The sequence below is a fragment of the Psychrobacter sp. AOP5-GZ1-6 genome (genome assembly GCF_052376345.1).
In the GTDB taxonomy this organism is placed as follows: domain Bacteria; phylum Pseudomonadota; class Gammaproteobacteria; order Pseudomonadales; family Moraxellaceae; genus Psychrobacter.
Genome location: NZ_JBQSVP010000048.1, coordinates 1 through 22,026, shown reverse-complemented (window position 1 = coordinate 22,026; position 22,026 = coordinate 1). Strand labels below are relative to the sequence as shown.

Sequence of the window (22,026 nt, the reverse complement as noted above, 5' to 3'; positions counted from 1 at the left end):
GGCTCATTCTCTAACAAGAATTTTACTTGCTCAGCCACGATATCAGCACTATCAGCCGTAGATGCGCTGGTGGTCAATAATGTAGCGATTTGGTCAATGTGCTGATGCTTTTGTTTGTAGTTAGATAATAAACCATAAATAAAAGACAAAAAGAAGCCTATCAACACAGCCAAAATAATGGCTTGCGCGACAGAACGCCAGATAAGCGTAGAAATGGTTTGAGGTAGACGGTTGTTCATATCACTCAACTGAGTCAAGACAACTTTAATTTATACTACAGGTATTTAGAGAACATGATAAGTAATATATTTAGATATTGTTATCTAAATAATTATAACAACTAAACAAAAAAATGAGTGTCAAGTTGACTCTATCGCATTCTATGACACGATAAAGTCAGTAATGATGTCACTGTCTTGGTGATTAACGAGATTTTTTATCTTTAGTTGTGAATTTTTTTGCACGATTGCGCTCACGTTGACGCAATTGCTGTGTTTTCGCTTTGGTTGGCGTGTCGCTCTTGTTCGCATATGGATTGTCATTTTGTTTCAATATGACATTAAGCGGTGTACCTTCAAGCTTAAATACCTGACGGAACTGATTTTCAAGATAGCGCTGATAGCTTTTGGGCAATGCACTGGTTTGGTTACCATGAATCACAATCACGGGTGGATTGTGACCACCAATATGCGCAAAACGTAATTTGATACGGCGGCCAGCCACAGTTGGTGGCGGGTTAGCAGTCACTGCATCTTGTAAGATTTGAGTCAAACGATTGGTTGATACTTCAAACATAGAAGATTTATAAGCACGTAAAATAGATGGATATAAATTACCCACGCCCGTACCATGCAACGCTGATATCAAATGCACTTTTACGTAAGGAATAAAATTGAAACGGCGATCCATTTCAATTTTAATATAATCTCTTTGGTCCTGTGTCAGACCATCCCATTTATTAATCGCGACAACCAAAGCACGACCTGCATCTAGTGCATAGCCAATCATATGCAAGTCTTGATCGACAATTCCTTCATGAGCATCGATCACAATGACCGTTACATTAGAGTCTTCGATGGCTTGTAAAGTTTTAATAACAGAGAACTTTTCTACTTTTTCATCAATTTTACCGCGGCGACGTACACCAGCTGTATCAATTAACACATAGTCCTTACCTTCGCGTTTATAAGGAATATAAATACTGTCACGCGTGGTGCCAGGCATGTCAAATACCACCACACGATCTTCACCCAATAAGCGGTTAACCAGTGTTGATTTTCCAACATTTGGACGACCGATAATGGCAAGTTTTAGACCTTTCGGCTCGACGAGAGTATCTTGCTCAGGCATGTCAGCCGTTAATATTTCGAGTAGATTGCCAACACCGCGACCATGGCTAGCAGCCATTGGATACGGCTCGCCCAATCCTAATGCATAGAACTCGGCAGGCGCAGCATCATGGACACCGTCGACTTTGTTAGCCACGACATAGACTGGTTTGCCAAGCGTGTGCAAAAACTTACCAATCTCAGCGTCAGCACCAATCATACCCGCGCGAGCATCAACCACAAATACAATAATATCGGCTTCATGAATAGCAGTATGCGACTGTTCAGACATATAATCATCAATATTACCACTGCCATCATCTGATTCACCGATACCACCAGTATCTACGACGATAAATGATTTATCTTCGTAGGTTGCATCACCGTATTGACGGTCACGAGTCAGTCCTGACAAATCAGCAACCAATGCCTGGCGACTTTTTGTGAACTGATTAAATAAGGTGGATTTACCGACGTTTGGACGACCGATTAAGGCGACCACAGGCTTGATACTCATGGGTTACTCTCAGTGAAAGGCAAAATGACGGAAAGTGCAGTTATTCTGACAACCAATAACATAACAGTAGTAGCAAACATGCCACACTCGACCGTAAATTAAAATAAATAATAAAATGATAGCAAAAATAATAATCGACTATTTTACGATTAGTAAATGCTATATAAGATGATGCTTATATATAGACAGTATATATGGATAACGCTTATGGCGCATCGGTCGCATAGAGTACGCGAAAGCCTGTATTTAAACAAGCAGTTTACACAAGACATTAAACGCTGACTAAGCAGCGTTTGTATTTAAAAAATTACGATAAGTCCAATGGCACAATAATCTTATTAAAAAGTACTATTAAATTAAGTACTGAGCAATCAATGTCTTAGCGGGCTAACTGCCAAATAGCGACTTGTCCTGACGTACTTTGAGTCATGAGACGACTACCTTGCACTTGCAAACTACTTAAAGCACCTTTGGTTTCTACACGGCTAACGATCTTACCACTAGCAGGGTCAAATAAGTGCACTACACCATCTAAATCACCCACAGCAATATAATTTCCAATCATCACAGGGTTTGTCAAATGGCGATAAGCCAACTCATCACTCTCCCACAGCATAGCACCACTGCTACGATCATAAGCAACAACCTTACCATCTAAACCAGTCGCAATGACTTGTTGGCTATTTACGGCAAGTGCTTTGAGGCTAGCAATCTCATTGACGAATAGCACTTGACCCGATGCCAAATCAACACCAAGTAACTGACCACTATAACTAATAGCGAACATCTGATTTTGATCGACAATAGGCTTACCATCAACGTCGCTCATACGCTCAATTTCACTGCTGCCAGAACCAACACCAACACGTCTTGACCACTGCGGCAGACCACTATCTGTCGTCACCGCATGCAAGCGCCCATCGGCAGTAGCTAATAATGCGGTGCTGCTATCTAACAATGTTGGTGCAGCACTACCACGGACACTAATGGCTGGTACTTGTGTGGCAAACTGCCAAATAGACTGCCCTGTCTGTAAGGACAAGCCATGCAAAAAGCCATTATTCGCTGATAGAATCACTCGGTTGTTAGTAATAAGTGCTGGAGTCAAGACTGACCCTGACAGCTGTTGCTGCCAGCGTTTTTCGCCAGTCGTGCTATCAAACGCCATTACTAGACCGCTACGAGTGCTAATAATTGCTGTTTGGCTCAAGGCATCTAAGGCAACACCACCTGTTATTTGCTCATCAACATTGACTGACCATAAACGCTCTCCCGTACCGTTAAAGCCTGTTAATTCACCGCCACGTGATGCAGTAACGATTTGGCCATTGGCATACCCAACCTGTAAATCTAATGGATCTTTCTTACTGGCTTTTTTATTACCTACATCCGTACTAAAAACAGGTTGTAATACACTGATAGGCTCAGCAATCTGAACCAAATCTACAGGATCATTAACAATGGGTTTGATACCACGATTACACCCAATCACCGCAGTGCTCATTACTGCCAGTACGGCCACATGCATAACCGTCGTTTTGAGGGTTTTGGCTGTTGAGGTTTTGCTAGAGCGAATAGATTGAGTCATTATAATTTCTCACTACAAATAAATTATTATTAATTAAGTTCTGTGGGTTTATGGTGCCATCTAGCATATAAAACAGTTTAAGATGCTGACTATCAATTTAGCGATTATTCAGTGCTAAATAGCATATAAGTGCCATTATTAGTGAATAACACTCATAACAATACAGCTATTCAGTAACCTCGCCAACAGGAGCTTCTGCTACTTCCACAGACTCTTGTGCCACTACAGGCTGCGCAGAAGTGCTAGGCTCTTGGATAAGACTGGCTTGTTCATCGATAGGTTCAGGTACTATGCCTAAACTCTCCATCTTTAACGCCAGTACTGCACGCGTTTCTTGACGGCTTCGTAACAGCTCCCAAGCATTGTTGTACGATTTGACCGCTGACTCTTTATTATCTTTAGCCAAATAAATATCGCCTAGCAACTCTTGCTGACTGGCTTCAAAAGAGCTTGGCATATCATTTTTAGCTTCTGCTAGCGCCGCCTCAGTATCACCTGCAGCCAACAAGGTTTTAGCATAACGTAAACGAGTGATGGCTTTTAGACCAGCATCGCCCAAATCGATTGCAAGTGCTTTCTTGAACGTCTCAGTAGCAGCAGTGAAGTCATCATTATCAACTTGCTGACGTGCTTTTATCATTAATGCTTGCCATGCATAGACTGATTCACCGTGTGTATTTACCAGCGTATCAATCTCATTGTTCAATTGTGTACGACTCTGTTCAAGCGCTTCTTGTGCTTCTGCTTCTAAATCTGGGTTTTGCGAGGACAGATTGACCTCTTCATTCAACAACTGAATATCCGCATAACGATCCGCTGCTACAGTGTCTACCCGCGCATGATTATCCTGCCAATAGGTCCAACCGAAATACGCAGCCAGTGCCAATAAAATTGCAGTAATAATATAGCTGCCATATTGCTTTAACGCTTGCATTGAGTTGTCTGCATTCGGCGAATTGGATGTCGGAGCCATATATATTTACCTAATAAGATTTATATTAAATTACTGATATAAAAGTCAAGAAAGCCAAACGCTATAATTTACGAGAAAAATTGTCTTTACTCAACAACCAATCTGCCGCAACCGTCTGCTGCTCTCCTGTCTGCATGTCTTTAACACTAATGGTATTATCATCCAGCTCTTGCTGAGCAATGATAACCGTCAATGCAGCACCTGACTTATCCGCTTTTTTCATTTGCGCTTTCAAGCTTGTTGCACTTGCCATTTTGATGCGTACATCTGGACGGCTATAACGTAGATTTTGTGCATAGCTAATACCCGCACTATATACCTCTGGATGCGCCACAACAAAGACGTCACAAGCAGGTGTATCAGCAATCGGTGCAACTACGTCTATCAATAACAATAAACGCTCAAGCCCCATTGCAAAACCAATAGCAGGCTCAGATTTTGCAGGCTTACTACCATCAGTGCCCGTAGACTTCAATTGTCCAATCAAACCATCATAACGACCACCAGCACAAACAGTAGCTTGACTACCAAGCTTATCCGTAACCCATTCAAAAACAGTTTTATTATAGTAATCTAAGCCGCGCACCAGATGCGGATTGATTTCAAAGTCAATGCCAAGTGTGGTCAAGTACGCTTGTACTTGCTCAAAATGGGCCTTACTCTCTGCTCCCAAAAACTCAGCCAACTTTGGCGCATCTACTAAGACAGCCTGGGTACTCGCCTCTTTGCTATCTAGGATACGTAATGGATTGGTCATCAAACGGCGTTTGCTATCTTCATCAAGCAAATCTTTTTTATCCGTTAGATAGGCGACTAATGCTTCGCGATAAGCATAACGCTCATCTAGTTCTCCCAAACTATTAAGCTGCAAGTGCATCTCATCTTTTAGGCCCAGCTCCTGCCACATCAAGTGAGTCATCGCAATCAGTTCAGCATCAGCATCTGGTAACGCGCTACCGAAACTTTCGACACCCAGTTGATGAAACTGACGGTAGCGACCTTTTTGCGGACGTTCGTAGCGAAACATTGGACCGATATACCATAATTTGGGTGTATCGCCACGCAACAAGTTATGCTCTATTACAGCACGCACTGCGCTTGCCGTACCTTCAGGACGCAAGGTCAATGGCGTTGGTGGATCAGACTTATCGATAAAGCTATACATCTCTTTTTCGACGATATCTGTCGCACCACCGATCGCACGGGCAAACAAGTCGGTTTGCTCAACGATAGGCAAACGAATATGCTCATAACCATATCTGCCTAACACATTGGCCAATATCGACTCTAAGTACAGCCATTTTGCAGACTGATCAGGCAAAATATCATTAAACCCTTTAATAGCTTTAATCATGGTACGGTCGTATCCTTAAAATTTTTAACAGATATTTCTATTCTTTTTTATCGTCAATAGCGTATTTCTCATCAGCCACCTATTATTATAAGCTGAAATGACAGTACGAAATACGTCGACGTATTGGTATCTTACTTTACTCGAATAATTTCATTTTCGCGCTTTTTAGCCAAGTCTTCGGCATGAGCGCGTACCATGCCTTCGATTTCATCAACCAAATTGTTGGTATCAATGAGATGGCTCTTGTCACCCATACGATATACTAACGACTTTGGTGCAGCACCAACGATACCGATATCCGCTTCTTTCGCTTCACCTGGGCCATTCACTTTACAGCCAATCACAGACAGATTCATTGGTTCTCGAATGTCTTCTAAGCGCGTCTCTAAAGCAGTCATTACTTTAATCACATCAAACTCTTGACGTGAGCAACTTGGACAAGCAATAAAGTTGACACCGTTAGAGCGAATATTCAGTGATTTTAAGATATCGAAACCAATTTTAATTTCTTCTTCAGGCTCTGCGGCCAAGGAGATACGAAGGGTATCACCAATACCATCTAACAGCAGACCACCTAACGCAATGGCTGATTTCACTGCGCCTGTACGATAAACACCCGCTTCGGTAACACCTAAATGTAGTGGGTTATCAATTTGTGCTGATATCAAGCGATAAGCATCCAATGTCAAAAAGACATTACTGGCTTTGACAGAAACCTTATACTGATCAAAGTTAAGTCGCTCTAAGATATCAATGTGGCGCATCGCTGACTCTAGCATCGCTTCGCCAGTTGGCTCAGTATATTTGCGTTGAATATCTTTCTCTAAAGAGCCTGCGTTTACACCAATGCGAATAGGGATATTATAATGTTTGGCACACGCGACGACTTCACGCACTTTGGCATCATTACCGATATTACCAGGATTAATACGCAAACAATCCGCACCCGCTTCAGCAACAGCGAGCGCAATTTTGTGATCAAAATGCACATCGGCTATTAAAGGTACACTCACCAACTTACGAATTTCACCAAAAGCTTTGACAGTATCCATCGTTGGTGTTGATACCCGCATGAGATCAGCACCCGCTTCAACACAGCGCTCGATTTGGGCAACGGTAGCGGCCACATCACAGGTATCAGTATTTGTCATACTCTGCACACTAATCGGCGCATCACCACCAATCGCGACATCACCGACATATATTTTTTTGGTAAGGCGACGGTTAATAGGCGCTGACGTTGACATAGACAAACCCTTCCATTAGAACGAAAAAAAGCAGAGAAGATACTTACTTATTGATAACGACAAATACCCATTAGCGTAAAATAATAGCTATTCATCATCACTTTAAAAATTGGCTTTGCAATTAAGGTGCTAACTCAAAACTGGCTTGTTCATCAGTTGGATAAGCGTCCAACGCAACCGCTTCTTCATTGAGCACCAAGCTAACATTATCGACATTATCAATTTGCACACTAAACGGTGGTATACCTGATAACTGATAATCACCCGATGTTTGAGAGCCATTCATGAGTGTATTACCAGAGGCGTCAGCAATACTAATAACAGCTGAGTCAGTCACTTTAACCTCTAAAGCAGCCGGACTGACATTAGCACCGCCTAAATTTAATGCAGAACCAGAAGCACCAACCCCTGTCGCACTGTCAATCGCCGCACCTTGGGCTTGCTCTAGCGCAGATATATCCTCTACGGTGGACGCTGGTTCTACGTTGTTTTCTTTATTGGCATTACTTACCACACGGAATAAAAAAACTGCTAAAACGATGACACCAACGACAGCCAATATCAATAATGGGTTAAAGCGAATACGGCTACGCGTGTCTCGCTGCAATGTGCCCATTGGGCGCAGTGGCGTATCAATATTACTCACTGATTTGGCTTTAAGCTCACTAGGATAAGCTGCATCAAAACTGCTAGCAACTTTTTCTGAATCCAACCCCAAAAACTTGGCATAGTTTATCGCAAAACCACGAGCAAACGTTGCTTGTGGTAAATCAGCAAAATTCTCATTTTCTAACGCTTGCAAATGACGCTTTAAAATAAATAATTCGGCCGCTGCCTCTTCTATACTGACTTTTTTTGTTTTTCGGGCTTGCTGCAACATGGCACCAAATGATCCCTGCGTGTTAGGTTGAGTGTTTAATGATGGGGTTGTCATTTCCATGGTGCCTCTGGATTGTTAAGCCAAGTCTTAAGTTTTTTTGCTTCATCACTTAATGGATAAGTGGATAAAAGCTGCTGTGCCAATTGTTGGCGCTTCGTTATGTTGTTTTGCGCAGCGGCGAGTTTGATACCCTGTAACATCAAACGAGAGCTGACACCTTGCCTGCGTACCAAGGTCAATGTTTCATCATAAAGTCTTTGGGCTTGTGGAACACGATGCTGCTCAAGCAACAAATCCACCAACTCAATATGAGCAATAATACTATTACGATTGCCATCAAGCGCTCGCAAAAATGCTTTAGAAGCAGCACTACTGTCACCCAACTTCAAATAAGTGCGTCCTAAGTTTTCTAATGCACCAATACGACCTGTGTAACCTAATGCTGAACCTGCAATCTCAAACTGCTCTGCGGCTTCACGATAGCGCTTCATCTGTGACAAATAAACGCCATAGTTATTATTGGCTTGCTCGAAATCTTTATCAAGTGAAATCGCTTTCCTAAAATATTCGTCAGCTTTTTCAAGATTGCGTTGACTACCCTCTTGCTGTAGCAAAACGCCCATCATATCATAGGCTGGCGCGTAACGGCTATCCGCAGAAAGGGCTTTTTCAAGTTGGCGCTTAGCAGTATCGAGGTCGTTTTCACGAATATATTGTGCAGCCAGTGCAACACGCACACGAGCCACTTCTTGTTGATCTGATTTACGATTATCACTAGACCCTTGATAAACCGTGCTGCTGGTTACACCATCGCTCGGCACACTTTGGCAGCCTGTCAGCAACAACCCTGCAAACACCGTTGCTAGCATCATATGCTTTGGCATCGGTATTTGCTTTGCTACTGTACCCAACCGCTTACTATCTTGATAAAGTGATTTTTGATATCTGAACTGACAAAAATTTTTAGAAGTCATCATAGCCGCCATCATAAAACTGTAATTCAATGCGTTCGATCAAGGAAGACTCAGTTTAATAGATTTAACCCCCAGAAGTACAATTTTGTTGTGATTAATTGCCATACTCCTCAATACCAATTGTTATTGCTACATTTCTATTACCGTTGCGATAGATAAAAGACAGCTAAACATCAGCACTAAGTACACTATTTATTTTTATAAAGAGCCATTCTGAACATTTTCACGGTCTTTTATACTTTTCTGCCATGCAGCTGAGCGTCTGGTACGATCAGCCACTTGTCCAACTAATTGACCACAGGCCGCATCAATATCATCACCACGGGTCTGACGAATCGTACACACAAAACCTGCCTCACTCAAAATATTGCTAAAAGCGTGAATACGGTTGTTACTTGATTTGTCATATGGAGCATGCGGAAAGGGATTAAATGGAATCAAGTTGATTTTACTTGGTAGACCATCTAATAACGCAACCAACTGATGAGCATGTTCATTGCCGTCATTGACCCCATCAAGCATCACGTATTCGATAGTAACGTGCTTTTTGTGACGCGGATTGATATCAAAAACGTAGTTTTTTGCAGCCGCGATCAACTCATCTAACGGATACTTTTTGTTGATTGGCACCAATTCATCACGCAGTTCATCATTGGGTGCATGCAATGAAATAGCCAAGGCCACATCTAGATCTTGCGCCAGCTGGTACATTTTCGGTACCACGCCTGATGTTGATAAAGTGACACGGCGCTTTGACAGACCATACCCATGATCACTTAACATCAGCTCCATTGAGCCAACCACAGGCTTATAGTTCAATAGTGGCTCACCCATACCCATCATCACGACATTGGTAACGTTATTTTCCCACAAGCTATGGTCAACGTTTTCTAGACTTTCATTTTCATCCGTCATATATGAGGCGTTAGCAACCCATAACTGACCGATAATCTCAGCCGCACTCAAATCACGCTCAAATCCTTGTTTGCCCGTACTACAGAAACTACAGTCTAGCGCACAGCCAACTTGTGAAGACACACATAACGTTTTGCGACCATTTAGTTTACTATCATCTGCAGGAATCAGGACTGTCTCAACCAATGAACCACCCGTAACTTCAAACACCCATTTACGCGTACCATCATCACTATATTGACGATGAATCACTTTAGGTGGAAGCACGCAAGCATTGAGCGATAATTTATCACGCAAAGACTTGCTCAAATTCGTCATTTTTTCAAAATCTGTCACACCATGTTGATATATCCACTTAATGACTTGCGTTGAACGAAAAGGCTTTTCACCGATACTTTTGAAGTAATCAGCCAATTGTGCTTGTGTCATTCCGAGTAAATTGGTCTTTGCTTGCGCTTCATCTACTATTTTAATGCTATCAGTACGCTTGGTAGGAATGTGCTGCGTGGGTGTTTGAACAGTGGACATAATAGGTAACCTTTTTGCACAGGCTTATATCGGCAGTGCAATTGTTTATATGGATGTTGTCATACAGACACAATATATGAGTACATGAGCAATCCGTTATGAGCGCATTTTTTATTGATATACGCCTTCTACTAATAACTTATAGAAAGACTGGATACGTATGCATACTAAGCATTGATAAAGAAAATTATGTATTTAATAAAAACATGCTGATAAGGGATTGATAACGCGAAATAAGTATAATAATGAGGCAAACCATTAAATTTTTCAATAAATCATAGGATTATTATTGGAGCTAAAACGGCTTATATCATAAGATATAAGCCGTTTCGCAAAACCAATTATTAACAATCAATAAGCTAAGCAATAACTGATATTAGCGCGTACGTGCACAAACTTCATCATCATTGAAGAAGTAGCTTATTTCACGTGCTGCTGATTCTGCAGAATCTGAACCATGCACAGCGTTTTCATCGATGCTACTAGCGAAATCTGCACGGATAGTGCCTTCAGCAGCTTCTTTTGGGTTGGTTGCACCCATGATTTCACGGTGCTTAGCGATGGCATTTTCGCCTTCTAATACAGATACAACCACAGGACCTGAAGTCATGAATGACACTAGATCGTTGTAAAAGGGACGCTCAGCATGCTCAGCGTAAAAACCGCCTGCTTTTTCGTCATCAAGATGCTGCATTTTTGCTGCAACGATTTTTAGACCAGCTTGTTCAAAGCGGCTATAGATAGCACCGATATGGTTGCCAGCAACGGCGTCAGGTTTGATGATAGATAACGTACGTTCGTTAGCCATGAAAAGCTCCTAATAAATGATAAATTCGAGAAGAAATAAAATAGTGAATATTTGATTTTGTCTTTGGCCACAATGCTGACTTAGAGTGTTTTACCCAACTCATGGTATATCAATATATAACCATAAGCACCAACATAGGATTGTTGCCTATTATAATGATTCAGGCCATAAATGATAGGGTTAATTTATGACATGAGCTTGCACAGAGGTAAACTGAGTATACATAAATGCTTAATAAGCCACGAGATTGTATAAAAGTAAAAACCCCAATGCTCAACATTGGGGTCTTATTTTTCTATATACCTATCAATAGTTCATTAACTATATTTATACGTCATATGGGTCACGTAAGACGATAGTTTCTTCACGATCAGGACCAGTTGAGATAATATCAACTGGGCAACCAATCAATGCTTCGATACGTTTGATGTATTTCTTAGCATTCTCTGGTAGGTCATCGTAGTTAGTAATACCAACTGTTGACTCGCTCCAACCTTCTAGCGTTTCGTATTTTGGCGTGACTGACTCGTAGAATTCAGCATCATGTGCGCCTGCACACTCAGTCTCAGGTAGGTTGTAACCCACACCGATTAATAGCTCTTCTAGACCGTCTAATACGTCAAGCTTAGTTAAGCAGATACCGGTTAAAGAGTTCAGTACCACTGCACGGCGTAGTGCTTCAGCATCGAACCAACCACAGCGGCGGGCACGACCAGTTGTCGCACCAAATTCATGACCAACATTCGCCAAATGCGCACCAACATCATCAAACAACTCAGTTGGGAATGGGCCGCTACCGACACGTGTGGTGTAGGCTTTGGTAATCCCAAGTACATAATCTAAATATAGTGGACCGATACCTGTACCAGTAGAAACACCCCCAGCCGTTACGCTTGAGCTGGTTACAAACGGATAAGTACCATGATCAATATCAAGTAAAGTACCTTGCGCACCTTCAAACATCAGGTTTTTACCAGCCAAACGCAGTTGATTTAGGTCTTCAGTTACATCAGTAACCATACCTTTAATCTCTTCTTTCCACTCTTGGCAAAGCTTAAACGTCTCATCAAAATCAATCGCATCAACTTTATAGTATTGAGTCAGTTGGAAGTTATGATATTCAATTAGGTTGCGTAGCTTTTCTTCTAGATCGCTACGGAATAAATCCGCAAGCTTGATAGCACGGCGCGCTACTTTGTCTTCGTAGGCAGGACCGATACCACGACCCGTTGTACCGATTTTACCACTGCCACGTTTGGCTTCACGTGCTTGGTCAAGCGCCACGTGATATGGCATGATGAGTGGGCAATTTGGTGAAATACGCAAACGCTCACGCACTGGTACGTTGTTGGCTTCAAGATCTTTTATTTCAATCAATAATGCATCAGGTGCTAACACCACACCGTTACCGATGAAGCAAGTCACACCTTCACGCAAGATGCCTGATGGGATTAAATGTAAGACGGTGGTTTTGCCATCGACAACTAACGTGTGACCAGCATTGTGGCCGCCTTGAAAGCGAGCGACTGCTGAGGCTTTTTCGGTCAGTAAATCAACGATTTTACCTTTACCTTCATCGCCCCATTGGCTACCCAAAACTACGACATTCTTACCCATGATCAATCCTTACCTTTATATATTGAGGTGTGTGCAATAATGATTTAAAACGACGATAACTTTCATTACCGTGTTTTAAATGACATTAAAAAGTGGTAATAATCTTAAAAACTAATGCTTAACTGATTGTTTACTTCTAAGTAATATCTTTACTTATTCAATCAATAACACTTAATCGGTTCATACTTATAATCGGTTCATGCTTAAATAGCCTGCAACTGCCACTGATTATCCACAAAGTTTAAGCAATGGGTCATGCCAACTGGACGGTCCGCTATATCTAATGGCATCGTGACACGGTAGCCCTGCTGACGCAAACTCTCAACTTGCTGTAATAGTATCTGCATCTGCTCTTGATTCACATTACTCAGTGCCTGATAGTCCACCAATACGATAATTGGTGATTCAAGTTGGGTGTGTGCAAGCAGGCGGCTGACATCCATACTAAAACCAGTGGCTTCACGTGGTTGGTTGCTTGTCAACTGGTTACCGCTTTGCATACCATCAAAGCGCCCACCACGTACTAGTGGCTGGGTCTCACTATTGATATAACCATTGAACACAATACCAGTATGATAATGATAGCCTGATAGCTCTGTCACATCGATACCCACAGGACACTGCCACTGCTCTTGTAAATGCGTTTTTAGGCGTTGTAGCTCGTCAATAGCAGTGACGACCTGCGTGTCTTGCTGCGCAGTCTCTGACAGTTTTACCAATAGGTTGTCGATATCATGACCGAAGCGCGCCAATGCATAAAAATCATTGCCTAACGCTATTGACTGACAAACACGCTTTAGCTCTGGTAGGTTTTTATTGGCATATAAATGCATCAGATGCTCAGTGTCATTGTCTGACAACTCAGCCAATTCAGCCAAGCGTTTGAATATGGCAACATGACCCAAGTCAATATGCAGCGCCGCACTCATATTCAGTGTATTCACCATGCTAAACAACACATCGATCAGCTCAATATCTGCAGCAAGTGAGGCACAACCGAATATCTCAGCACCGAGCTGCAAAGGCGTACGTGAGCCAAACAGCCCTGATGGCAAGGTATGAATCACATCACCTGCATAGCAATAGCGAGCAATACCAGTACCACCATGATGCGCATCAATACGCAAAATCTGTGGCGTAATATCAGCACGCAAACCCATCAATCGACCTGTTAATTGATCGATAATCTTGAAAGTTTGACGCTTTAAATCTTCTGATGCACCACTCAATAACGACTCAGTGAACTCAATCATTGGTGGATTCACCAATTGATAACCATGAGCGATAAGCTGTTTGGTTAGTTGATGCCTAAGCACTTCTTGCTTATGAGCATCTTCAAACAATACATCGACCACACCATCAGGCAACAGCCAACTATTGCCAACGTCGCTAGAAAAATGGCTTAAATACGGCATACTATTAGATGCGGTAGCATCGTTGGCATGCTGAGTCGTTGCTTGACTGGTCATATTTGACTGGGAAGGTTTTGCAGAATCAGAACTGACAGACACAATAAATCCTTGTTTGGCGTATCGCTTACCAAAAATGCGGTACTTAAAGGTTATATTTACAATTGCATTGACGCCACGCACTTCTTGTTTTTAACGCACAACATCATTGACCCAATTATTTATAAACAAACTAGGTAACCGCAAAAGGGTGAGTAATAAGTATAATGTAGAATGATAAGACGAGTATCTTTATGCGCTAATAAACTGCGATAAATAATCAAGGCACTTTATGGTTTTAGTTTAGCATAGCAGTTAAGGTTCGCCTAGTGACAATTAGCCACAATCACTATCTAATTACGCCTTATCAACACTAAAGCCATGAAGATTATCTATACCTTATATAAGTAATAGTTCCATTACGAGTTGTCACAATCATTCTATACAATAAAGAGCAGAATGAGAGCAACGCCTTCAGTATGGACTCATGGTACACTAATGCATATTTTTATCTTGGAGGCCTTATGTCATCAGATTACCACCCAAATCCAGCCATCAATCAAACCAACGTTTTAGGTACGGCACTTGCCAGCTGCTGCTTCGATCCTATCACTGGTTACTATCGCAATGGCTTTTGTCATACGGGTAACCACGACGTTGGTCAGCATACTGTTTGTGTCAAAATGACCAGTGAGTTTTTAAACTTTTCTGCCAGTCGTGGTAACGATCTTATTACGCCACTACCCGAATACAACTTTGCCGGTCTAAAACCTGGTGATTACTGGTGTATCTGCGCTCTACGCTGGGTTGAAGCATTAGATTTTGATATCGCACCGCAAATCAAGCTAGAAGCCTGTCACGAGAGTTTATTAAGCTTGGTCGATATTGAAACGCTAAAAAGCTATGCGACTTAAGTTTTCTGCTACGTTTTAGTTTTAATGACGACAGTTTTTTACTGTATCAAAGGAAAGAGTGCGTATGGAAAAAAACAACGACCAATTGATTAAAAAAACAGCACGTATTACACCCAATGCTAATATCAATCGTATCGTTGCTGATATGGATGAGGATCATCTGTATTTAGAAAATAATGGCAGCTATATTTACGGTGATGCTGACGCGACAAATGAAGACACGATCGAGACCATGACAATCTACGATCCAGACTCTGAGCGTTATGAAGATATTGATCTTGCAAGTGCAGATGAAGTCGTCAATTGTTATGCTTACTCACGTAAAACAGGTGAAAACCTAGATAAAGTCGCGCTTACCGATGTCAGTCGAGCCTTGAGCAACAATGGTCAGTTTATTTGGCTAGGTCTATACGACCCTAGCCTTCAAACTATGGTCGAAGTTAAAGAAGCATTTGGTTTACATGAACTGGCCATTGAAGATGCCTTCGCCGACCACCAACGCGCCAAAGTCGAAAATTACGACAATGACATGGTGTTTGTGGTATTACGTACGGCCAAGCTCGAAGACAAAATCATTCGCTATGGCACCACAGCGATATTCATGGGTAAAAACTATCTAATTACCATTCGTAATGGCCCATCCAACTCTTACGCCCCTGTCCGTGAACACTGTCATCGTCGCCCTGAAAAGCTGCGTATGGGCCCGATATTTGTGCTGCATGCCATTCTCGATTTTATCGTGGATAACTATATGCCGGTTACCGACCGCTTGGGACGATATCTACGTGAGCAAGAGCGCTATGTATTTACCTCTGAGTTTGACAAAACTACGTTAAAAAACCTCTATGAACTAAAGTCACAACTGGTTCATATGCGCGCTATTATCTTGCCTGTACAAGATATCTGTAGTTTTTTTATCAATCATAAAAAAAGCGAAATGGCTTCTATATTCTCTCAAGCAGCCAAACCCTACTTTCGCGATGTCAATGACCATCTATTACACTCTCTTGATGCTATTAATGGGCTTAATGAGATGCTAAGTGTGGTCATGAATACCTATATGGCAATGGTCAATATGGGACAGAATGAAGTAGTGCGTAAGCTTGCAGCGTGGGCAGGTATCTTGGCCGTACCAACCGCCATTGCTGGTATTTATGGGATGAATTTTGATTTTATGCCTGAATTACATTGGAAGTACTCTTATCTTGTGATTATGCTATTTATTGGTTCCTTATGTGGCTACCTATATTACAATTTTAAACGGCTAAAATGGCTATAGTCACTGCTATATAATAAATCATTCTCACTTTGCACAAAAAAAGCTACCCGTTGGTAGCTTTTTTTAACTCTATATACTTATAAGGTCACTCACGTCGATGCTTAGTATGGCTATCTGCCACCTGTGTGGTATCAGGTAAAAGCGCCTTGACCGTAAGATTTGCATGTTGCTGATCTAAATTGTCTTCTGGGCGACCGAACGTTTTGGCTGTCCAAGTCAGCACGACAATCGCACCGCTCAATAGCATGATTGCTACAGAAATCGTCGCTAGCAGCCACAGGTGAAAATAGTCTGAAACCGCTTGTACATCAACCACTAAATGTCGTGATAAAGCGGTTATAGCAATAAATATCAAAAACTGGACTGGCAAACGATGCGTCTTAAAATAGATACCTATCATGGCCAACAGTTCAAGATAAATAAATAACATCAAGATGTCTTTTAAATCTGCTGAGCCTTTTTGGACAATACCTACAAACTCTTTGCCCGCCGTCCATACCACCACCACACTGATTAAAAATAAGATCACGTAATGACAAACATCGACGAACTCTCTACCAATACGCTGTAGCTTTTCATGAATACCTACGTCTTCTTTAGCCATGTTAGCACCTATAAAATTGGACGATATGACGATTGCTTGATACCTGTGGCATCAGACACCTTATCTATAGACAATTAGTGCTCAAATGACAATGCTATTCGCTAGCGATACCATGATCTAGCCCTGCTGATTTTTCAGCAGCATCAACCGTTTGGCGAATCAATGTATTGATGGTCATTGGTCCAACGCCTCCTGGCACTGGTGTATAAGCACTGGCGATTTTTTCAACACCTTGTAACTCGATATCACCCACACCGCCATTTTCAGTAGGATGGAACCCTGCATCGACGACGACGGCACCTGCTTTGATCCACTCTGCCTTAATCAGCTCAGGCACACCTACAGCACCAACCACGATATCGGCGCGTTTGATATGCGACGCCAAGTCTTGAGTTCTTGAATGGCAAATGGTCACTGTACAGTTAGCATTCAATAGCATCATCGCCATTGGTTTTCCCAAAATTGCGCTACGACCTACGACGACTGCTTCTTTTCCTGACAGCTCAATATCGTAATGCTCTAATAAGTGCATGATACCCTGCGGTGTACACGATCCATAGGCTGACTGCTGCATACCCATGCGACCAAAACCGAGACAAGTAACACCATCTACGTCTTTTGCTAAGTCAATTTGTTCAAAACAAGCACGCTCATCGATATGTGCAGGTACCGGATGCTGTAGCAAAATACCATGTACGTCTGGATTATTATTTAGCTCATCTATCTTTGCCATGAGCTGCTCAGTGGTGGTCTCAGTTGGCATTTCAACCTTGATAGAGTCCATACCTACACGCTTACAGGCATTGCCTTTCATACGCACATAAGTCGCAGAAGCAGGGTCTGCACCAACCAATATGGTCGCCAAGCTTGGTGTACGTCCAGTCTTATCCTTGATAGCATCCACGCGCGTGCGTAGTTGTTGTTCTATTTGTTTTGCAAGTGCTTTGCCGTCCAAAACAGTGGCTGACTCTTGGGTAGTAGGCGCAATAGACATAGGAGCTCCAATAGAGGGTACAATAAAAAAATAAAGACAGCGCCGCAATTGCTTGCCTGCCTGTCTTATCCTTAATCAAGGTATGATTGATACTGATATTGTACCTGCCTACGGCTAAAAATCCTAGCGTGGCATAATATTTGAATGCTTACATACTTGAATGCTTATATAAATATTTAGAGCTTTGTTATCAAAGCTCAATTAACATCTGAGTGACTTCCTATATGTTGTCATTTAGCAATTGATCCAAACACCTCATCGATTGCTTCGATGGTTTGTGTAACTTCCGCCGTGGTGAGTGTCGGATGTACCAAAAACATCAAGCTGGTCTCCCCTAATTGCTTTGCCACTGGCAATCTAGTCGCTGGACGTAACCCTGTATCGTCAAATGCTTTTTCTAAGTATACTTCTGAAGCGGTACCAGAAAAGCAAGGTACACCTTTCTCATTAATCTCTTGAATGATGCGATCTCGCGACCACTCCTCAGGTAGGTTATCTGGCTGCACATATACGTATAACTTATAATATGCATGATTAGAATCTGAATACTGCGGGGACTCTTCTAACTTAGGTACGACCAAGTAGCCCTCTTCTGCCCACTTTGCACAGGTCTCTAATATCATGTGGGCATTAGCCGTACGCTTAGCTGTCCAATCACTCATTCGCTCTAGCTGGATACGACCTATAGCAGACTGCATTTCGGTCATTCGCCAATTGGTACCAAAGCTCTCATGCAACCAACGATATCCGGGCGCATGCTCTGTCTCATAGACAGCGGCGTAACTTTTACCATGATCCTTATATGCCCACATTTTTCGCCATAGTTGCTCATCATTGGTAGTGACCATACCGCCCTCACCACCTGTGGTCATCACTTTATCTTGGCAAAAGCTCCATGCGCCAATATGACCAATACTGCCCACGCTTCGACCTTTATAATGCGCCCCGTGTGCCTGAGCGCAGTCCTCGATGACATATAAATCATGCGCCTCAGCTAAAGCCATAATACTGTCCATATCACATGGCCAGCCTGCCAAGTGCACACATATGATGGCTCGAGTGTTTTTAGTAAGTACAGCACTAATCGATTCGGCAGTGATATTGCCTGTCGCTTCATCGATATCAGCAAATATAGGCGTTGCACCAGCATTAATCACACAAGAAATACTGGCAATAAAGGTACGCGGCGTGACAACCACTTCATCGCCTGCTTTAAGGTCGAGTGCCTGCAATGACAAATCTAACGCTAGCGTACCATTACCAACAGCAATGGCGTAACCGCTATCTGACCAAGAAGCAAACTCTTTTTCAAATTCACGACTCTCGGTACCTGTCCAATAATTCACTTTGTTAGATAACAGCACTTGGCTAACTGCATCAGCTTCTTGCTGAGTAAAACTTGGCCATGGGGAAAAAGGGGTGTTTAGCATATACGCCTCACTGGTTATTTTAATGATAAATGGATGAGCTGATAAATATAGGGTTTTTTGAATTACATTGACTATAAATATGCATAATTTATGCAGATTCAGATGATTCACTGACTATGGCTGACGATATACTATTTAATTTTTGTGTAGCGGCCTAGCAGGGTTACCTACTACTACCGCTCCAGCAGGAACGTCTTTGGTTACGACTGCGCCCATACCCACAACAGCGCCTTTACCAATAATCAAAGGCTTGTCAGGTGTGCCTTGCTTAATAATGGCACCAGCACCAATATACGCATGGTCATGAATATGAATATTCCCGTTACAGTTGACCCGAGGGGCAAATGTGACATAGTCACCAATGATGCAGTCGTGCTCTACATAACTATAAAGATTGGCATGAAAACACTTACCAATAGTCACATTTGAAGCTATCGTCACGAACGGGCTAATGGCCGCACCCCCGCCAATAATCACTTCATCCATGATTAAGGTCGTACTGTCTTGTACTGACCATAGTGATATCCCATCTGTTAGTAAATTACCTGCAATCTTTTGGCGAATATCACTATCAGAAATAGCAATGAGTACAAACTTATGGAGAAAATTCAATGCTTTGAAAGCCTCGTAATTCATGGCTAGATGATTATTAATGTCGCTTTCTTTATCTAACGAATCATCAATAAATACTACTTGGCTATCGATATCTAGTCGCTTTAACTGTTCAGCAGCTATCGGCATCAAACTACGGCCACAGCCCGCTGCCCCATAGACGGCAAAGATTCTGTTCATAGTATTATTTATGACTTATCTGGTTTGCAGAACCTGTAAACTTGGGCATAGTCGCTTCGCCATCGGCGCTGATACCATCTTTTATGATGACTTTTTTAACTGTTTTGAACAGTATTTTTACGTCTAACCATAGCGATTGGTTCTCCACATACCATGTATCGAGCTTAAATTTTTCATCCCAACTAATAGCATTACGACCATTTACTTGTGCATAACCAGTAATACCTGGACGAGATAAGTGTCGACGGTTTTGCTCAGCGTTATACAAGGGCAAATATTCCATCAATAACGGACGTGGCCCGACTAGGCTCATATCACCTTTAATCACATTCCATAGCTCTGGTAACTCATCAAGACTGGTATTGCGCAACTTTTTGCCAAATGTAGTCAGGCGCTCACTATCTTCTAAAGGGTTACCTGCAGCATCTATCTCATCTTTCATGGAGCGAAACTTAATCATTTCAAATGGCTTACCATTTAGTCCAGGGCGCGTTTGACGAAACAGCACTGGTGAGCCAAGGTTTTTTTTCACCTTGTAAGCAGTAATGGCATATACAGGAGATAACACTATTAACGCGGTAGTCGCGGCGGTGATATCGAATAGACGTTTAATCATTATTAGCTCCTATAAACCCATTTCTTGTAGCATAATTTTATTGACACTATTTACATCAAATTTTTCTTCTGCCAACTGACGTGATGCTGCACCCATACTAATGATCATTTCTGGATTAAGTATAAAACGCTCCATAGCAGCAGCCAGTTCATCGACTGCTTTAACTGGCACTAAATAGCCATTATAATCACTCCTGACGGTCTCACGGCAACCCGGTGCATCTGTCGTAATAATGGGTCGCCCCATCGCTTCTAATACCGTACGCGGGGTTCCTTCTCTATAGGAAGGTAAAACATAAATAGAACTGGCCTCAATGGCAGGCTTAACATCGCTCAGCTTGCCCCAAAACTCAAACCGACCATCATCAATCCAACTGTCCAGTTCATGCTGATTGATAGCGTCAGGATTGTCATCAATCCAACCCACCAAATTGAACTGGGCTTGCGGATATTTTGACTTAATCACTCCAGCCGCCTTGGCATACTCTCTCACACCTTTGGCACCTAGCAAACGTGCAATCAATAAAAAACTGGGTGCTGGTACAGCATTATCACTTGGAAAAGGCATGACTTTGTATTCTGACACATCGACACCAGAACCATTTACTACCTTAGTCGGAGTGGCAGACTGCAATATCTTCATCGATTTAAATAAAGCTTCATCATCTGGGTTTTGGAAAAGCACCTTATGCGCTGATCTTAACGACATGGCATAAAGCTTATGCATTAGCTTCTGTAAATTGGTTCTATGATACGTACTCTCATCCGCCCCTTGAAATGCGTAGCCCAAACCTGTAATCAAAGCATAACGATGAGGAACACCAGCCAACTTAGCTGCTAGTAACCCATAGATAACTGGCTTGATGGTATATCCCATCACATAGTCAGGTTTGATCTGTTTCATTAAACGGTATAACGCAAACATAGTCTGACTATCTGCTATAGGGTTTGTACCAGTGCGCTGCATTGGAATATCATGAACCGTATAACCCAATGCTTCCAGCTGCCTTCGTTCTTCTGGATAGCTCTTAAACTCTGGAGCAGCAATATCAATATCAAATCCAGCCTGATTGATCGCAGCAATTAATTCACCCCGAAAGTTTAGTAGTGAGGGGGGATGACTGGCTATAATCAAAAATCTCATAATCAAGTTGTCCAAAAAAACCATGTGGTAATGGTATATAATATATACAGTATTAAAACCATAGAATCATTTTTGCC

The 22,026-nt window shown here is 42.1% G+C and carries 19 protein-coding genes and 1 pseudogene; 2 read left to right on the top strand and 18 right to left on the bottom strand.

The window, feature by feature from the left end; translation table 11 throughout:
- The 12 genes and pseudogenes from ACT3RN_RS08205 to ACT3RN_RS08150 form a co-directional block, all read right to left on the bottom strand.
- Positions 1–239 (bottom strand): annotated as a pseudogene (locus tag ACT3RN_RS08205) (sensor histidine kinase); the annotation flags it as partial.
- A gap of 184 nt (positions 240–423) precedes the next feature.
- Positions 424–1,845, bottom strand: coding sequence for a ribosome biogenesis GTPase Der (gene der, locus ACT3RN_RS08200; protein WP_192519394.1), 1,422 nt, complete (start codon positions 1,843–1,845; stop codon positions 424–426).
- A gap of 379 nt (positions 1,846–2,224) precedes the next feature.
- Positions 2,225–3,433, bottom strand: a complete 1,209-nt coding sequence (gene bamB, locus ACT3RN_RS08195) for an outer membrane protein assembly factor BamB (RefSeq protein WP_192519395.1) — start codon at positions 3,431–3,433, stop codon at positions 2,225–2,227.
- Positions 3,434–3,599: 166 nt separating this feature from the next.
- Positions 3,600–4,406 (bottom strand): YfgM family protein, encoded by an 807-nt coding sequence (locus tag ACT3RN_RS08190; RefSeq protein ID WP_192519396.1) that lies wholly within the window; start codon positions 4,404–4,406, stop codon positions 3,600–3,602.
- Positions 4,407–4,467: 61 nt separating this feature from the next.
- Positions 4,468–5,760, bottom strand: a complete 1,293-nt coding sequence (gene hisS / locus ACT3RN_RS08185) for a histidine--tRNA ligase (RefSeq protein WP_192519397.1) — start codon at positions 5,758–5,760, stop codon at positions 4,468–4,470.
- A gap of 131 nt (positions 5,761–5,891) precedes the next feature.
- Positions 5,892–7,007 (bottom strand): flavodoxin-dependent (E)-4-hydroxy-3-methylbut-2-enyl-diphosphate synthase, encoded by a 1,116-nt coding sequence (gene ispG / locus ACT3RN_RS08180; RefSeq protein ID WP_192519398.1) that lies wholly within the window; start codon positions 7,005–7,007, stop codon positions 5,892–5,894.
- 121 nt (positions 7,008–7,128) lie between these two features.
- Positions 7,129–7,947, bottom strand: coding sequence for a helix-turn-helix domain-containing protein (locus tag ACT3RN_RS08175; protein ID WP_225739174.1), 819 nt, complete (start codon positions 7,945–7,947; stop codon positions 7,129–7,131).
- Complete coding sequence (gene pilW / locus ACT3RN_RS08170; RefSeq protein WP_226945094.1) at positions 7,938–8,864, bottom strand: type IV pilus biogenesis/stability protein PilW; 927 nt, start codon at positions 8,862–8,864, stop codon at positions 7,938–7,940. The genes ACT3RN_RS08175 and pilW overlap by 10 nt, the downstream gene beginning before the upstream one ends.
- Before the next feature lie 195 nt (positions 8,865–9,059).
- On the bottom strand, positions 9,060–10,304 hold the full coding sequence (gene rlmN / locus ACT3RN_RS08165) for a 23S rRNA (adenine(2503)-C(2))-methyltransferase RlmN (protein WP_192519400.1): 1,245 nt from the start codon (positions 10,302–10,304) through the stop codon (positions 9,060–9,062).
- 376 nt (positions 10,305–10,680) lie between these two features.
- The gene (gene ndk / locus ACT3RN_RS08160; protein ID WP_192519401.1) at positions 10,681–11,112 is read right to left on the bottom strand and encodes a nucleoside-diphosphate kinase; all 432 of its coding nucleotides are present in this window, start codon (positions 11,110–11,112) and stop codon (positions 10,681–10,683) included.
- 327 nt (positions 11,113–11,439) lie between these two features.
- The gene (locus ACT3RN_RS08155; protein ID WP_192519402.1) at positions 11,440–12,729 is read right to left on the bottom strand and encodes an adenylosuccinate synthase; all 1,290 of its coding nucleotides are present in this window, start codon (positions 12,727–12,729) and stop codon (positions 11,440–11,442) included.
- 203 nt (positions 12,730–12,932) lie between these two features.
- Positions 12,933–14,240: an ATP phosphoribosyltransferase regulatory subunit gene (locus ACT3RN_RS08150; protein WP_444518557.1), complete on the bottom strand. Its 1,308-nt coding sequence runs from the start codon at positions 14,238–14,240 to the stop codon at positions 12,933–12,935.
- A 461-nt stretch (positions 14,241–14,701) separates the two neighbouring features.
- Between ACT3RN_RS08150 and ACT3RN_RS08145 the strand changes: the two genes are divergently transcribed.
- A complete protein-coding gene (locus ACT3RN_RS08145) occupies positions 14,702–15,091 on the top strand; it encodes a DUF2237 family protein (protein ID WP_192519404.1) in 390 nt (129 codons plus the stop codon).
- A gap of 64 nt (positions 15,092–15,155) precedes the next feature.
- Positions 15,156–16,370 (top strand): magnesium/cobalt transporter CorA, encoded by a 1,215-nt coding sequence (gene corA, locus ACT3RN_RS08140; RefSeq protein ID WP_192519405.1) that lies wholly within the window; start codon positions 15,156–15,158, stop codon positions 16,368–16,370.
- An 85-nt stretch (positions 16,371–16,455) separates the two neighbouring features.
- Here the strand turns inward: corA and ACT3RN_RS08135 are convergent, their stop codons facing one another.
- The 6 genes from ACT3RN_RS08135 to ACT3RN_RS08110 all read right to left on the bottom strand — a co-directional run bounded on the left by ACT3RN_RS08135 (position 16,456) and on the right by ACT3RN_RS08110 (position 21,949).
- Positions 16,456–16,974 carry a phosphate-starvation-inducible protein PsiE gene (locus tag ACT3RN_RS08135; RefSeq protein WP_192519406.1) on the bottom strand — a complete coding sequence of 173 codons (519 nt, stop codon included), beginning with the start codon at positions 16,972–16,974 and terminating at the stop codon, positions 16,456–16,458.
- Positions 16,975–17,068: 94 nt separating this feature from the next.
- A complete protein-coding gene (folD, locus tag ACT3RN_RS08130; RefSeq protein WP_192519407.1) occupies positions 17,069–17,968 on the bottom strand; it encodes a bifunctional methylenetetrahydrofolate dehydrogenase/methenyltetrahydrofolate cyclohydrolase FolD in 900 nt (299 codons plus the stop codon).
- Between the two features lie 230 nt (positions 17,969–18,198).
- Entirely contained in the window at positions 18,199–19,398 is a 1,200-nt protein-coding gene (locus ACT3RN_RS08125; protein WP_192519408.1) for a DegT/DnrJ/EryC1/StrS family aminotransferase, read from the bottom strand.
- A 135-nt stretch (positions 19,399–19,533) separates the two neighbouring features.
- The gene (locus tag ACT3RN_RS08120; protein WP_192519409.1) at positions 19,534–20,190 is read right to left on the bottom strand and encodes an acetyltransferase; all 657 of its coding nucleotides are present in this window, start codon (positions 20,188–20,190) and stop codon (positions 19,534–19,536) included.
- A gap of 4 nt (positions 20,191–20,194) precedes the next feature.
- Positions 20,195–20,806, bottom strand: coding sequence for a sugar transferase (locus ACT3RN_RS08115; protein ID WP_192519410.1), 612 nt, complete (start codon positions 20,804–20,806; stop codon positions 20,195–20,197).
- A 9-nt stretch (positions 20,807–20,815) separates the two neighbouring features.
- A complete protein-coding gene (locus tag ACT3RN_RS08110; RefSeq protein ID WP_192519411.1) occupies positions 20,816–21,949 on the bottom strand; it encodes a glycosyltransferase family 4 protein in 1,134 nt (377 codons plus the stop codon).
- Between the last annotated feature and the right edge of the window lie 77 nt (positions 21,950–22,026).